We start from the raw sequence: 13,485 nt of genomic DNA, 5'->3' as shown, positions 1-13,485 counted from the left end.
AGCATGATCTACGCACAACCCGGAACCCCAGGCGCCGTCGTGTCCTTCAAGCCACGCTATGGCAATTTCATCAATGGCGAGTTCGTCGCGCCGGTGGCTGGCCAGTACTTCACCAACAGCTCGCCGGTCAATGGCCAGCCGATTGCCGAGTTCCCGCGCTCCACCGCCCAGGACATCGACCGGGCGCTGGACGCCGCGCACGCTGCCGCCGCTGCCTGGGGCAAGACCTCGGTGCAGGACCGTGCCCTGATGCTGCTGAAAATTGCCGACCGGATCGAGCAGAACCTGGAAGTGCTGGCGGTCAGCGAAACCTGGGACAACGGCAAGGCGGTGCGCGAAACCCTGAATGCCGACGTGCCGCTGGCGGCGGACCACTTCCGTTATTTTGCCGGTTGCATTCGTGCCCAGGAGGGCGGCGCCGCCGAGATCAACGAAGGCACCGTGGCCTATCACATCCACGAACCACTGGGCGTGGTCGGGCAGATCATCCCGTGGAACTTCCCGCTGCTGATGGCCGCCTGGAAACTCGCGCCGGCGCTGGCCGCCGGCAACTGCGTGGTGCTCAAGCCGGCGGAACAGACGCCATTGTCGATCACGATCTTTGCCGAACTGATCGCCGACCTGCTGCCGGCGGGCGTATTGAATATTGTCCAGGGCTTTGGCCGTGAAGCCGGCGAGGCCCTGGCCACCAGCAAGCGCATCGCCAAGATCGCCTTCACCGGTTCCACCCCGGTGGGCTCGCACATCATGAAATGCGCGGCGCAAAACATCATCCCGTCTACCGTGGAGCTGGGCGGCAAGTCGCCGAACATCTTTTTCGAAGACATCATGCAGGCCGAACCCGCGTTCATCGAGAAGGCCGCCGAAGGGCTGGTGCTGGCGTTCTTCAACCAGGGCGAGGTATGCACCTGCCCGTCGCGGGCGCTGATCCAGGAGTCGATCTACGAGCCGTTCATGGCCGAGGTGATGAAGAAGATTACCAGGATCACCCGCGGCAACCCGCTGGATACCGAGACCATGGTCGGGGCACAGGCGTCGGAGCAGCAATACGACAAGATTCTTTCGTACCTGGAGATTGCCCGGGAGGAGGGCGCGCAGCTGCTCACCGGTGGCGCCGCCGAACGCCTGCAAGGCGACCTGGCCAGCGGTTACTACATCCAGCCGACCCTGCTCAAGGGCCACAACAAGATGCGGGTGTTCCAGGAAGAGATCTTCGGCCCGGTGGTGGGCGTGACCACTTTCAAGGACGAAGCCGAAGCACTGGCCATCGCCAACGACAGCGAATTCGGCCTGGGCGCCGGCCTGTGGACCCGCGACATCAACCGCGCCTACCGTATGGGCCGGGCGATCCAGGCAGGGCGGGTGTGGACCAACTGTTATCACCTGTACCCGGCACATGCCGCGTTTGGTGGCTACAAGAAGTCCGGCGTGGGGCGTGAGACGCACAAGATGATGCTCGATCACTACCAGCAGACCAAGAACCTGCTGGTGAGCTACGACATCAATCCGTTGGGCTTCTTCTAAACCGCGTCGCCTTCTTCGCGGGTAAGCCCGCTCTTACAGGGAACGGGTATCCCTTGGAGGAGCGGGTTTACCCGCGAAGAGGCCGGTCATGTTGATACCAACGCCCCCCGCAAACTCGTTCCAAAGTAGCATTCGCCCCCGCCGCCCTCCATGCATTAATGCCACTACCGGAATCGCCCGGCACAAGAAGAGGACTGCCCCATGTGGACTAAACCCGCCTTTACCGACCTGCGCATTGGCTTCGAAGTTACGATGTATTTCGCCAATCGTTGATGGTCTGTCCGGCCATCACTGCGGTGGCCGGATCTTCAGCGGTCTGGTTGCTTTCGCGGCGGGATGCTTTACGCTGGCGGTTACCTTCCAGAACAATAAAAACAGGCTTTCCGATGAGCCAGAGCTTCAGCCCGCTTCGCAAGTTCGTTTCGCCTGAAATCATCTTTGGTGCCGGCTGCCGGCACAACGTCGCCAATTACGCCAAGACCTTCGGCGCGCGCAAGGTACTGGTGGTCACCGACCCCGGAGTGATCGCCGCCGGCTGGGTAGCCGACGTGGAAGCCAGCCTGCAGGCCCAGGGCATCGACTACTGCCTGTACAGCGCCGTATCGCCCAACCCACGGGTCGAAGAAGTCATGCTCGGCGCCGAAATCTATCGGCAGAACCACTGCGATGTGATCGTTGCCGTGGGCGGCGGCAGCCCGATGGACTGCGGCAAAGCCATTGGAATCGTGGTCGCCCACGGGCGCAGCATCCTCGAATTCGAAGGCGTCGACATGATCCGCGTGCCCAGCCCGCCGCTGATCCTGATCCCGACCACTGCAGGCACCTCGGCGGACGTGTCGCAATTCGTGATCATCTCCAACCAGCAGGAACGCATGAAGTTCTCCATCGTCAGCAAGGCGGTGGTGCCGGATGTGTCGCTGATCGACCCGCAAACCACCCTCAGCATGGACCCGTTCCTGTCGGCCTGCACCGGCATCGATGCGCTGGTGCATGCCATCGAGGCCTTCGTTTCCACCGGCCATGGCCCGCTGACCGACCCCCATGCGCTGGAAGCCATGCGGCTTATCAACGGCAATCTGGTGGAGATGATCGCCAACCCGACTGATATCGGCCTGCGCGAGAAAATCATGCTGGGCAGCATGCAGGCAGGGCTTGCGTTCTCCAACGCGATTCTGGGCGCGGTGCACGCGATGTCGCACAGCCTGGGCGGTTTTCTCGACTTGCCCCATGGCCTGTGCAACGCGGTACTGGTGGAGCACGTGGTGGCGTTCAACTACAGCTCGGCGCCGGAGCGTTTCAAGGTGATTGCCGAAGTGTTCGGCATCGACTGCCGCGGTCTCAACCACCGGCAGATCTGCGGGCGCCTGGTGGAGCACCTGATCGCACTGAAGCACGCCATCGGCTTCCAGGAAACCCTGGGCCTGCACGGGGTACGCACCTGCGATATCCCGTTCCTGTCGCAGCATGCGATGGATGACCCGTGCATTCTCACCAACCCCCGCACGTCGAGCCAGCGAGATGTCGAGGTGGTCTATGGCGAGGCCCTCTGACGACCAGCAACGGGCGCTGGCCGGGCTGCTGGGGCTGGGCGACCACTCGGCGCGCAAAAGCCATTACCCGGAGCTGGCCGCGCGCCTCGACGAGCTGGAGGCCGAGCGCAACCGCTATAAATGGCTGTTCGAAAACGCCGTGCACGGGATTTTCCAGGCCAGCCTGCAAGACGGCATGCGTGCCGCCAACCCCGCGCTGGCGCGCATGCTGGGCTACGACGACCCGCAAGCCGTGCTGTTTTCCCTCACGGACCTGGCCAGCAACCTGTTTGACGGCGGTGCCGAAGAGCTGCAGGCGATCACTGCCATCCTTGCCCGCGACCGCAGCCTGCACGGTTACGAAACCCGCTTGCGGCGCAAAGATGGCAGCCATCTCGATGTGCTGATGAACCTGCTGCTGAAACCTGGCCAGGAAGGGTTGGTGGAGGGGTTTGTCGCCGACATCACCGAGCGCAAGCTGGCCCAGCAGCACCTGCAGCAGCTCAACGACCAACTGGAGCAGCGGGTTGCGGCACGCACCGACGAGCTGCTGGAGGCCAACCGCAACCTGCAGCAGCAGATCGCCGAGCGCAAACAGATCGCCCGCGCCTTGCGCGACGCCCGCGATGCCGCTGAAACCGCCAACCGCAGCAAGGACAAGTACCTGGCCGCTGCCAGCCACGACCTGCTGCAGCCGCTCAATGCCGCCCGCCTGCTTATCTCGACCCTGCGTGAACGGCCATTGCCTGAGGCGGAGCACGTCCTTGTCGAGCGTACCCATCAGGCCCTGGAGGGCGCCGAAGACTTGCTGACCGACTTGCTGGATATCTCCCGGCTGGACCAGGCAGCGGTGAAGCCTGACGTGGCGTTGTACCGCCTCGACGAATTGTTTGCGCCGCTGGTTTCGGAGTTCCGTTCGGTGGCCGATGCTGCAGGGTTGAAACTGCGCGCGCGGGTGGGTGGCTATGCGATCAGCACCGACCTGCGGTTGCTGACCCGTATCCTGCGCAACTTCCTCAGCAACGCCTGCCGTTACACCGACGAGGGCCGTATCCTGCTGGGTGCCCGGCGCCGTGGCGAGCATTTGCGGCTGGAGGTGTGGGACAGCGGCCGGGGCATTGCGCAGGACCGGCTGCAGGCCATTTTCCTCGAGTTCAACCAGCTGGACGTCGGTCGCGCCGCCGATCGCAAAGGCGTGGGCCTGGGGCTGGCCATCGTTGAGCGCATCGCCAGGATTCTCGGCTATCGCATCGAGGTACGCTCGTGGCCGGGGCGGGGTTCGGTGTTCAGCATCGACGTGCCGCTTGGCGCACAGATGCCGCAGGCCGTTCAGCAGGCTGTACCGCAACCCAGCGCTGGCGACCCGCTACCGGGCCGCCGCCTGTTGGTGCTGGACAATGAAGTGAGCATCCTTGAAAGCATGGGCGCGCTGCTGGAGCAGTGGGGCTGCGAGGTGGTCACCGCGACGGACCAGGCAGGCGCGCTGCAGGCCTTGCAGGGGAGGGCACCGGAACTGATCCTGGCGGATTTTCACCTCGATCACGGGGTGGTCGGATGCGCGGTGGTCAGGCATTTACGGCAGCATTTTGCCGCTGCCATTCCTGCCGTGATCATCACTGCCGACCGCAGCGACCAGTGTCGGCGGGCCCTGCAGAAGCTCGGCGCGCCATTGCTGAACAAGCCGGTGAAACCGGGGAAATTGCGTGCGGTGTTGAGCCAGTTGCTGGGCTAGAGCAATTTTTTAAATCCAATATATTGTGGCTTACGTTCGTTTTTACGATTTAAGCCACAATAAGTGAGAATTACATAGTTGGCGGGCTACACGCTGCCATTGCAAGGGCAGCGTTACGCCGAATGCCAGTCAGTTAGGAAATTAGGTCCGCTTTGCGGCCCATCGCCGGCAAGCCAGGCTCCCACCAGTACGGCGCATGGCTTGAATTCGATGCGGTCTGGGGTGGGAGCTGGCTTGTCGTGGCGACGAACCGCGGCGATGGGCTGCGTTGCAGCCCCATTAGCCTTCATCCGCCGCGTGCGAGAAACTCAGGTGCCGCGCAGCCACCAGAAAAACATGCAGGCTGCCCAGGTGCGAACCATTGAGGTTCATCGCGCCGTTTTTGTACATCGACCCATCCTTGTTCACAGTCCACCGATGGCAGTTATACGTTTGCCAGCAGGCTGCGCCCTTTCGCCAGGTAGGCGTCGAACTCATCCTGCGGGACCATGCTGCCACCCGTGCCCCAGACCAGGTGGGTGGCATGCTGCAGCTGAGCAGGGCTAAAGCCCTGGCGCGCCAGGTACGCCTGAGCTTGCAGCACCCGCGCCATACCGGGTACGCCGGCTAACGCGGAGGGTTCCAGCTTGACCTTGTCCTGCTCGAAGGCAACCACCATCAGGCTGTACAGTGCCTCGTCGGTGACGGTGTAGTAACCATCGATCAGCCGCTGCATGGCTTTGCCGACGAACCCGGACGGGCGCCCGACAGCCAGGCCGTCGGCAGCGGTGATGTTGTCGATGCCGAAGTCCTGCACGCTGGTTTGGTCGTGCAGGCCGGTGTACACACCCAACAGCATGCAAGGGGAGTGCGTGGGCTCGGCAAAGATGCAGTGCACCGCATCACCGAATACCAGCTTCAAGCCGAACGCGACGCCGCCAGGGCCGCCGCCGACACCGCAGGGCAGATAAACGAAAAGGGGATGGTCTGCGTCCACCTTGATGCCAGCTTGCTCGAGCTGGTTGGCCAGCCGTTCAGCCGCAACGGCGTAGCCCAGAAACAGTTGTGGGGAATTTTCGTCGTCAACGAAATAGCAGCTGGGGTCGGCTGCCGCCTGTTCGCGACCCTGCTCGACCGCAACGCTGTAGTCGGAGGCGTGTTCCACCACCGTCACGCCGCTGGCGCGCAGATTGTCCTTTTTCCATTGCCGGGCGTCGGACGACATGTGCACGCTTACCTGGAAACCCAGTTTCGCGCTCATGATCCCTATCGACAAGCCCAGGTTGCCGGTCGAACCCACGGCAATCTTGTGCTGGCCGAAGAACGCGCGGGCCTGGTCACTGGCCAGTTTGGCGTAGTTGTCCGCCGCTGTGATCAGGCCGGCCGCCAGGGCCAGGTCCTCGGCATGCTTGAGCACCTCATGGATACCGCCCCGGGCCTTGATCGAGCCGGAGACCGGCAAGTCGCTGTCTGCCTTGAGCCATAGGCTGCCAACGTTTTGCAGTGAATGTTGGTCGATGAGCCGTTGACGCAGTTGCGGCAGAGGGGTGATGTGCGACTCGATGATCCCACCGGCAGCCGCAGTTTCGGGGAAAACCGTGGCGAGGTAGGGTGCAAACCGCTGCAACCGCTTGCTGGCCGTTTGCACGTCTGTAGCTGTCAGGCCTACATCGCCCAGGGCTGCTGACGCGCTGGCGATGGCGGGGTTGAACCAGCTGGTCTCTTTCAGGGCGACCAGGTCGGTGATGATCGGGTGGCTGTGTTGCCAGTTTTCGAGGGTTTTACCGTGAATCATGATTTCACCTGTCGCGCGGTAGTTGCACAGTAGAACAGACAATCTTCGACAGGAGGAGGGCAGGATTCAAACGATCGGTCCTCAACCCACAGGTGAACCGAGATCATGCATGGTGCCAGCACGAGCGGCTGTATCGGGCGGTGCTGGCAGTGTAGGAACAACTGTCATGCGCAAAATTCAGAAAGCCTGCAGGGCTCAGCGCGAGCTCAAGAGCTCTTTGCGGACAATTTCCGCGCCTGCACTTAACGCGTGGAGTTTGCCGCGGGCTACCTGGCGAGGTAACGGCGCCATGCCGCAGTTGGTGCAAGGGAAGAGCTTGTCGGCGTCCACGAACTGAAGTGCCTTGCGCAGGGTGTTGGCCACTTCCTCTGGTGTTTCAATGGTATGGGTAGCTACATCGATGGCCCCGACCATGACTTTCTTGCCGCGGATCAGCTCAAGCAGGTCCATTGGGACATGCGAGTTGTGGCACTCCAGGGAAATGATATCGATGCTGGACTGTTGCAGTTTGGGGAAGGCTTCTTCGTATTGTCGCCATTCCGACCCCAGGGTCTTTTTCCAGTCTGTATTGGCTTTGATGCCATAGCCATAGCAGATGTGCACCGCCGTTTCGCATTTCAGGCCTTCAATGGCGCGCTCCAGAGTAGCGACGCCCCAGTCATTCACCTCGTCGAAGAACACATTGAATGCGGGTTCATCGAACTGGATGATATCAACGCCGGCGGCTTCGAGTTCCCTGGCTTCTTGGTTGAGGATCCTGGCAAATTCCCAAGCCAGTTTTTCTCGGCTTTTATAGTGGGCGTCATACAGCGTATCGATCATGGTCATGGGACCTGGCAGCGCCCATTTTATGGGTTGCGAGGTTTGCTGGCGCAGGAACTTGGCATCCTCGACAAACACCGGCTTTTGCCGGGCGACAGCGCCCACGACCGTCGGTACGCTGGCATCATAGCGATCACGAATTCTAACGGTTTCACGTTGCTCGAAATCGACACCGCTGAGATGCTCGATAAACGTGGTTACAAAATGCTGGCGGGTTTGCTCACCGTCACTGACGATATCGATGCCAGCGTGCTGCTGATCGTGCAATGCCAGGCGCAAGGCATCCTGTTTGCCTTCACGGAGTTGTTGGTCTTGCAATTTCCAGGGTGACCACAGTGTTTCAGGTTGTGCAAGCCAGGACGGTTTCGGCAAGCTGCCGGCAGTGGAGGTGGGTAGCAGTGTGTTCATGACAGATGACCTGATGTTTTAGAGTGTGATCAATGCGCGTGGCGAGCAGACCACTGCTCTAGCGTGGCTTGATAGGGTTTGACAAATTGCTCTTCGGCATATTTGCCCTGCTCGATAGCCAGGCGGCTACGCTCTGCGCGGTCATAGACAATGCGCGTGAGTGAGTAGTCCTGGTGCTGCAGGCTGGGCTGGTAGCACTTTCCGGCTGCCGAATTGGCGTTGTAGATTTCAGGTCGGTAAATTTTCTGGAACGTATCCATGGTGCTGATGGTGCTGATCAGCTCCAGGTTGGTGTAATCAGCCAGCAGGTCGCCGGAGAAATAGAAAGCCAGCGGCGCGGCACTGTTCGGCGGCATGAAATAGCGAACTTTCAAACCCATCTTGTTGAAGTAGTCGTCCGTCAGGGAGTAGGCATCCTGCAGGTATTCAAAGCCGAGCACCGGGTGCTGGTTCTCGGTGCGGTGATAGGTCTTGCTGCTCGATACGCTCAGGCAGATAACGGGTGGCTTGTCGAAGTGCTGCTTGTAGGTGTCGGAATTGACGAAGCACTTGAACAGCTTGCCATGCAAATCGCCAAAATCATCGGGGGTGCTGAAATGTGTGCGGTTTTTATTGTGCTCCAGCAGGCGCACACTGAAGTCGTAATCGCGCACGTAAGAAGAGAAATTGTTCCCGACCATCCCCCCGATACGCGTGTTGGTTGCACGGTCGAAAATGTCGGCTTTCAATATCTCTATCAGGGGCAGAGCAGTGCTGCACTGTTGGGCGGCAAGGTTCATTTCGACCGAGATTATTTCAAGTTCGACAGAGTAGCGATCACCTTCTGGATTGTCCCAATGAGCCAGGGTATTGAAGCGATTATCGATCATCTTCAGGGTGTTGCGCAGGTTTTCCTGGCGATTGGCGCCCCTGGCCAAGTTGGCAAAATTGGTAGTGAAGCGAGTATTTTCGGCGGGGTGATAATGTTCGTCGAAAACAATACGCTTGAGGGTAAACCGAGGTTCGTTATTCATGGTGAACGGGTGTCCTGATGCCTGAGGTGCTGGCGTAATTTGATAGTGTGATCATTCAGCCAGCGCTTCCCAGCTTCCATCCCTGGGACTTTCGCTCAGTAGTCTCTTGAGTGTTTATGATGAGACGTAGTTTAGGCGGGGGTAGTCATTGAAGGGTAATGAATAGATTTCACAGGCTTTTTAGTACTGTTCATGTTGGGTAAGTCAGTTGAAGATGGCCCCGGCTCATCGACCGGGGCCTACAGCACGGCGGCAGCTATTGCCGCCAGGGCATCAGGCACGCTTGATCAACGCTCACCGTCTTTTTTTTGCCCGGCGTCCTGCCCGCGCTGGCCACCCATCCGCCCGGCATCAGATGCCTGGTCCTTGTTGCCGTGGCTTTCGCCCGCTTGTCCACCTTGGCGGCCGGCTTCCTTGGATTTATCCCAGTCCTTGTTCATCTTGTCGTCGGGCATCTGCCCGCCTTGCTGGCCGCCTTTCTGATTTTGAGTCATGTCGCCACCGGCGCCATGGCCGCCTTGCTGGCCTGCCTTGCCGACATCGGTATTGGCGGTGCCGCCTTGATTTGCGCCTTTGTCTTGGTTGTTAGCCATGATCGCTTACCTCAAGTCAACACAGGAAGTTCTGTGTTCAGTTGTGACCTGCGCAAAGCCCGGTGAAGTGCAAAACATTGCGGCTTTTCTGACGAGACGCTTTAACGACCTTCGGCCCGGTATTTAGCGGCTGAAAACCCAGCGGCCACGCTGCGTTTCAGCGGATACCCAACCAACGATCGAGTGAGAGGCGGCCGGCGCCCTTGGCCACCAGCAGCAGCAACAGCCCTGCCCAGGTCAGGTGTGTCGGCCAGGCATCCGGGTAGACAAACACCTCGATCACCGTGGTCATGCCCAGCAGCGCCAGAGCCGAGAGGCGGGTGAACAACCCCAGCACCAGCAGCAGCGGGAACAGGTGCTCGGCATAAGTGGCCAGGTGCGCGGCAAGGTGTGAAGGAATCAGCGGCAAGGCGTATTCACTTTGAAACAGCTCATAGGTGCTCGGGGTGATGGTAAGCACGCCCTCGACCTTGGTCCGCCCGGACAGGAAGAACACCGAGGCAATCCCCAGCCGCGCGATCAGGCACAGTACCGAGTCGCCCAACAAGCCTTGCAGCCATTCGGCAAGCCGGTTCCAGTGCTGACGCAGGCCGGGGCTGGCGGTTGTGGTGGGGGAAATGTGCATGGCAGCCTCCTTCAACGGGGCAGGGACAGTGGGGCGAGTGCCTGGGCCCCAAGCAGGCTACCCAGCAACGCATTGAAGTCCAGGCCGGGTTCGGCCTGCAGTGCCAGGGCCGAGGCCCGGTCCAGGTCATGCCCGTTGGCACAGGCATCCAGAAACGCGCAGGCGCCCTCGGTCAACGCCTGCCAGCCAACACCCTCGACGTCGCCCACCAGCAACACGCCTTCGCCATGCCAGGCGATGTGCTCCGGCAACGGCTGCGCCAGCCGGTTATGGTGCCAGAGGGTGTACACCGGATGCTCTGCGAACCACTGCCAGCGTGCGCTGCGCCGCGGCTGCAAGGTACAGCGGGCAAGGTCGCTGGCGGTCATCCCGGCGAGTTCGGCCACGTCCAGGGCGGGTGCCTGCTCGGCGCAGAATGCTTGCAACCACAGCCAGTCCAGCCGGGCGACGTCGGCCAGGTAGGTCAGCCCGTTGGCGCAGGCGAAGGGGGCCAGGTAGTCGGCAAAGGTTTCGCCGTAGGCAATCAGCCGCGCATCAGGCGGCGGGTACTGGCGGGCGTAGCGGCCAGCCACGTCGGCCAGCCAGTCGCGACCGACCAGCCGTTCGACGCTGGGGAAGTTGTCGCAGAGGGCGTCAACACAGCCCTTGAACACGGTGTTGCGGTACACCGCGAAGCCGGGTTGCGCGGCAACGCCGGTTGCGCTGCCGTGGTACAGGGCCTGGATGAAGGTGTCCTGAAAATGCGCCAATGTGCGGTTCATGCCGGCCTCCGTGACAGGCTGAGAATGGCCTGGGCCACATCGCGTTCAGCCAGCAGGCTATCGAACCCGGGCAGGTGGTCGTCACGTTCGATCAGTGTCGGCCGTGGGCCGATGCGCCCGACCAGGCGTTGGAACAGGGCCCAGACCGCTTCGCTGACAGGGGCGTCGTGAGAGTCGATCAGTAATGCCGAGTCGGCGTCGTGGCTGTACCCGGCCAGGTGGATCTCGACAATGGCCTCGGCAGGGAAGCGGTCAAGATAGGCTTCGGCAGAGAAACCCAGGTTGTGGGCGCTGACATGCACGTTGTTGACGTCCAGCAACAAGCCACAGCCGGTGTGCTGCACCAGTTCGGCAAGGAACTCGACTTCGGCGTAGTCGTGGCCCTCCAGGCTCAGGTAATGGCTGGGGTTCTCGACCGCGATAGGCCGGCCGAGTGCATCCTGGGTACGCTGGATATTGTCGGTGATACGCCGCAGGGCCTCGCTGCTGCGCGGAAACGGCAGCAGGTCGGGGTGATAGTGGCCGCGCCAGGTTGACCAGGCCAGGTGTTCCGACACCAGTGCCGGTTGCAGGCGTTGCACCAGCGCTGCCAGGCGCTGCAGGTGCAGTGGGTCGGGGGGCGCAGCGGCTGCAAGGGACAGCGAGACCCCGTGCAGTGATAGCGGGTGGCCGGCGCCGATACGCTCCAGCCAGGCGAGCCGTGGGCCGCCGACCATGTAGTTTTCCGGGTGCACCTCGAACCACAGGTGCTCGGTGTCACAGCCCAGTGCCTGTGCATAGTGCTCGGCCTTGAGGCTCAGCCCGGCACCCAGCGTGTGCAATGCGTTCATGGTCGGCGGCCTTCGCTCAGGACTTGATCGGGGTCAGCGAGCCCATGCCGTTGGGCGTCTTGATCGAGGTACAGGTACCAGCGGGCACGTTTTTCCAGTGCATGCCGTCATAGTCCTGCTTGGCACTGCCGGCGCAAGAGGTGCCAGCACCCGCCTTGCAGTCGTTTTTCCCGGCCATGGCCACGCCGTAGCATTTTTCCATGGCGGCGCCAGCAGGCGCCTTGGTGTCGGCTGCCACGGCGGTGCCGGCCAGGGTGGCGAGGGCAACGGCAGCAGCGGCAAGGGCGAAGTTGTTCATGGTGGATCTCCAGAAGTGGCAAGGCCGGTGGCGGTTCCCCTCGGCTCATCCATCAGTTCGTCATCCGTGCGGTTCGGGTTACAGCAGGCAAAAAATATTTTTTGAGGTTTGCCAAGGGCTCTCCTAACGTTGTGAAGCACACCACCGGTCGCATTTTTCCTACGGGGTGTAACCAGGACCGCTCATGCCGCGAACTACCCCTCAGGCACACTTGAACGCACGCGAGGCGCAGCTGCAGCAATTGCTGTTGCATGGCATGCAGGGTGACGAGCAGGCGTACCGGGCGTTCCTGAGTGCGCTGGCGGTACATTTGCGGGCCTTTTTACGCCGGCGCCTGGCCGGGCGCCCGCATGAGGTCGAAGACCTGCTGCAAGAGGTATTGCTTGCGGTGCACAATGCCCGCCATACCTACCTGCCCGGGCAGCCGCTGACCGCGTGGGTGCAGGCCATCGCGCGCTACAAGCTGGCCGATCACTGGCGCGCCTTTGCCCGCCACGAAGCACTGCACGAACCGCTGGACGAAGAGCAGGCCCTGTTCGCCAGCGAGGACGACCAGCCACAGGAGGCCAGCCGTGACCTGGGGTTGCTGCTGCGAAGCCTGCCCGACCGCCAGCGGCTGCCGATCCAGCACGTCAAGCTCGAAGGCCTCAGTGTCGAGCAGACGGCCAGGCTGACCGGGTTGTCCAGCTCGGCGGTCAAGGTTGGCATCCACCGTGGGCTCAAGGCGTTGGCGAAAATGATACGAGGCAAACCAGACAATGAAGACCATTGATTTGATCGGCCTGCTGGCCAAGGGCGAGGTGCCTGGACCGCGGCATGCCCTGGCCCGGCGCTTTGCCCTGGCGCTGATTGCCGGCGGCCTGGGCGCGCTGCTGTTGATGATGGCGGTGTACGGCGTGCGCGCGGACCTTGCCGACGTGGCGCGGCTACCGCTGTTCTGGGCCAGGCTGGCGCTGCCGGCAAGCCTGGCGGCGGCGGCATTGTGGCTGTGTAGTCGCCTGGCGCGCCCGGGGGTGAACGGCGGCGCGGCCTGGGTGGTATTGGCCCTGCCCATCGTGCTGGTATGGCTGGGCGGGGCGATGGCGTTGGTCGGTGCGCCGGTCGAATCGCGTGCCGAGTTGATGCTGGGACGTACCTGGCGTACCTGTGCATTGAACATTGGCTTGCTTGGCATTCCGGCGCTGGCGGCGGTGTTCTGGGCCTTGCGCGGCCTGGCGCCGACCCAGTTGCGCCGGGCCGGCGCAGCGGGGGGGCTGTTGGCCGGTGCTGTTGCCACATTGGCGTACTGCCTGCATTGCCCTGAGATGGAGGTACCGTTCTGGGGTGTGTGGTACGTGTTGGGGATGGCGCTGCCCACCGTGCTGGGGGCGCTGCTGGGGCCACGCTTGCTGCGTTGGTAGCTGCCAGGTGCGCATGGAGCCCGAAGTTGGCCTGGGCTGCACCGTGCTGATCTACTCCCCAGGTAGGCGGGTAACGCGCCTGGTGGTGAGCTTGACCCGATGACTCTGGCCGCTCCCGTTACCCAGCATGCAGAAACCATCCTGCTGGTGGATGATGAACCGACCGTGCGCATGTT

Annotated in this window: 14 protein-coding genes; 6 read left to right on the top strand and 8 right to left on the bottom strand. The window is 61.9% G+C overall.

Annotated elements, in window-relative coordinates; translation table 11 throughout:
• Nucleotides 1-3 precede the first annotated feature (3 nt).
• From exaC to AC5O5R_RS16475, 4 genes are all read left to right on the top strand, one after another.
• Nucleotides 4-1,524: an acetaldehyde dehydrogenase ExaC gene (gene exaC / locus AC5O5R_RS16490; RefSeq protein WP_172228138.1), complete on the top strand. Its 1,521-nt coding sequence runs from the start codon at nucleotides 4-6 to the stop codon at nucleotides 1,522-1,524.
• Nucleotides 1,525-1,725: 201 nt separating this feature from the next.
• Complete coding sequence (gene pqqA, locus AC5O5R_RS16485; RefSeq protein ID WP_003253598.1) at nucleotides 1,726-1,797, top strand: pyrroloquinoline quinone precursor peptide PqqA; 72 nt, start codon at nucleotides 1,726-1,728, stop codon at nucleotides 1,795-1,797.
• A gap of 113 nt (nucleotides 1,798-1,910) precedes the next feature.
• Entirely contained in the window at nucleotides 1,911-3,074 is a 1,164-nt protein-coding gene (gene ercA / locus AC5O5R_RS16480; RefSeq protein ID WP_172286163.1) for an alcohol dehydrogenase-like regulatory protein ErcA, read from the top strand.
• Nucleotides 3,058-4,785, top strand: coding sequence for a PAS domain-containing hybrid sensor histidine kinase/response regulator (locus tag AC5O5R_RS16475; RefSeq protein ID WP_494514537.1), 1,728 nt, complete (start codon nucleotides 3,058-3,060; stop codon nucleotides 4,783-4,785). Before ercA ends, AC5O5R_RS16475 begins: the two co-directional genes overlap by 17 nt.
• Nucleotides 4,786-5,209: 424 nt before the next feature.
• On the opposite strand, the gene dsdA is transcribed toward AC5O5R_RS16475, so the two are convergent.
• The 8 genes from dsdA to AC5O5R_RS16435 form a co-directional block, all read right to left on the bottom strand.
• Nucleotides 5,210-6,559 carry a D-serine ammonia-lyase gene (dsdA, locus tag AC5O5R_RS16470; RefSeq protein WP_172221934.1) on the bottom strand — a complete coding sequence of 450 codons (1,350 nt, stop codon included), beginning with the start codon at nucleotides 6,557-6,559 and terminating at the stop codon, nucleotides 5,210-5,212.
• A gap of 195 nt (nucleotides 6,560-6,754) precedes the next feature.
• Complete coding sequence (locus AC5O5R_RS16465; protein WP_172221937.1) at nucleotides 6,755-7,789, bottom strand: methionine synthase; 1,035 nt, start codon at nucleotides 7,787-7,789, stop codon at nucleotides 6,755-6,757.
• 29 nt (nucleotides 7,790-7,818) lie between these two features.
• Nucleotides 7,819-8,802 carry a DUF1852 domain-containing protein gene (locus AC5O5R_RS16460; RefSeq protein ID WP_172221940.1) on the bottom strand — a complete coding sequence of 328 codons (984 nt, stop codon included), beginning with the start codon at nucleotides 8,800-8,802 and terminating at the stop codon, nucleotides 7,819-7,821.
• Between the two features lie 287 nt (nucleotides 8,803-9,089).
• On the bottom strand, nucleotides 9,090-9,395 hold the full coding sequence (locus AC5O5R_RS16455) for a hypothetical protein (protein ID WP_172221943.1): 306 nt from the start codon (nucleotides 9,393-9,395) through the stop codon (nucleotides 9,090-9,092).
• A gap of 157 nt (nucleotides 9,396-9,552) precedes the next feature.
• Nucleotides 9,553-10,020, bottom strand: coding sequence for a DoxX family protein (locus AC5O5R_RS16450; protein WP_172221946.1), 468 nt, complete (start codon nucleotides 10,018-10,020; stop codon nucleotides 9,553-9,555).
• An 11-nt stretch (nucleotides 10,021-10,031) separates the two neighbouring features.
• Complete coding sequence (locus tag AC5O5R_RS16445; protein WP_172221949.1) at nucleotides 10,032-10,781, bottom strand: HvfC/BufC N-terminal domain-containing protein; 750 nt, start codon at nucleotides 10,779-10,781, stop codon at nucleotides 10,032-10,034.
• Nucleotides 10,778-11,611 carry an MNIO family bufferin maturase gene (gene bufB, locus AC5O5R_RS16440; protein WP_172221952.1) on the bottom strand — a complete coding sequence of 278 codons (834 nt, stop codon included), beginning with the start codon at nucleotides 11,609-11,611 and terminating at the stop codon, nucleotides 10,778-10,780. The genes AC5O5R_RS16445 and bufB overlap by 4 nt, the downstream gene beginning before the upstream one ends.
• 16 nt (nucleotides 11,612-11,627) lie before the next feature.
• Nucleotides 11,628-11,909: a BufA1 family periplasmic bufferin-type metallophore gene (locus AC5O5R_RS16435; RefSeq protein ID WP_172221955.1), complete on the bottom strand. Its 282-nt coding sequence runs from the start codon at nucleotides 11,907-11,909 to the stop codon at nucleotides 11,628-11,630.
• A gap of 184 nt (nucleotides 11,910-12,093) precedes the next feature.
• On the opposite strand from AC5O5R_RS16435, the gene AC5O5R_RS16430 reads away from it, so the two are divergent.
• On the top strand, nucleotides 12,094-12,681 hold the full coding sequence (locus AC5O5R_RS16430; RefSeq protein ID WP_172221958.1) for a sigma-70 family RNA polymerase sigma factor: 588 nt from the start codon (nucleotides 12,094-12,096) through the stop codon (nucleotides 12,679-12,681).
• The gene (locus AC5O5R_RS16425; RefSeq protein WP_172221961.1) at nucleotides 12,668-13,309 is read left to right on the top strand and encodes a DUF1109 domain-containing protein; all 642 of its coding nucleotides are present in this window, start codon (nucleotides 12,668-12,670) and stop codon (nucleotides 13,307-13,309) included. Before AC5O5R_RS16430 ends, AC5O5R_RS16425 begins: the two co-directional genes overlap by 14 nt.
• Nucleotides 13,310-13,485 lie beyond the last annotated feature (176 nt).

It is taken from the genome of Pseudomonas sp. 8_5_2 (genome assembly GCF_059295255.1).
The sequence above is the reverse complement of the archived record's forward strand: the minus strand, read 5'-3'. Positions and strand labels throughout refer to the sequence as shown.

Excerpts from the sequence above, each read along its gene's own strand:
- exaC (WP_172228138.1), top strand. The coding sequence starts at position 4 with ATGATCTACGCACAACCCGGAACCCCAGGCGCCGTCGTGTCCTTCAAG.
- ercA (WP_172286163.1), top strand. The coding sequence starts at position 1,911 with ATGAGCCAGAGCTTCAGCCCGCTTCGCAAGTTCGTTTCGCCTGAAATC.
- AC5O5R_RS16475 (WP_494514537.1), top strand. The coding sequence starts at position 3,058 with ATGGCGAGGCCCTCTGACGACCAGCAACGGGCGCTGGCCGGGCTGCTG.
- dsdA (WP_172221934.1), bottom strand. The coding sequence starts at position 6,559 with ATGATTCACGGTAAAACCCTCGAAAACTGGCAACACAGCCACCCGATC.
- AC5O5R_RS16465 (WP_172221937.1), bottom strand. The coding sequence starts at position 7,789 with ATGAACACACTGCTACCCACCTCCACTGCCGGCAGCTTGCCGAAACCG.
- AC5O5R_RS16460 (WP_172221940.1), bottom strand. The coding sequence starts at position 8,802 with ATGAATAACGAACCTCGGTTTACCCTCAAGCGTATTGTTTTCGACGAA.
- AC5O5R_RS16455 (WP_172221943.1), bottom strand. The coding sequence starts at position 9,395 with ATGGCTAACAACCAAGACAAAGGCGCAAATCAAGGCGGCACCGCCAAT.
- AC5O5R_RS16450 (WP_172221946.1), bottom strand. The coding sequence starts at position 10,020 with ATGCACATTTCCCCCACCACAACCGCCAGCCCCGGCCTGCGTCAGCAC.
- AC5O5R_RS16445 (WP_172221949.1), bottom strand. The coding sequence starts at position 10,781 with ATGAACCGCACATTGGCGCATTTTCAGGACACCTTCATCCAGGCCCTG.
- bufB (WP_172221952.1), bottom strand. The coding sequence starts at position 11,611 with ATGAACGCATTGCACACGCTGGGTGCCGGGCTGAGCCTCAAGGCCGAG.
- AC5O5R_RS16435 (WP_172221955.1), bottom strand. The coding sequence starts at position 11,909 with ATGAACAACTTCGCCCTTGCCGCTGCTGCCGTTGCCCTCGCCACCCTG.
- AC5O5R_RS16430 (WP_172221958.1), top strand. The coding sequence starts at position 12,094 with ATGCCGCGAACTACCCCTCAGGCACACTTGAACGCACGCGAGGCGCAG.
- AC5O5R_RS16425 (WP_172221961.1), top strand. The coding sequence starts at position 12,668 with ATGAAGACCATTGATTTGATCGGCCTGCTGGCCAAGGGCGAGGTGCCT.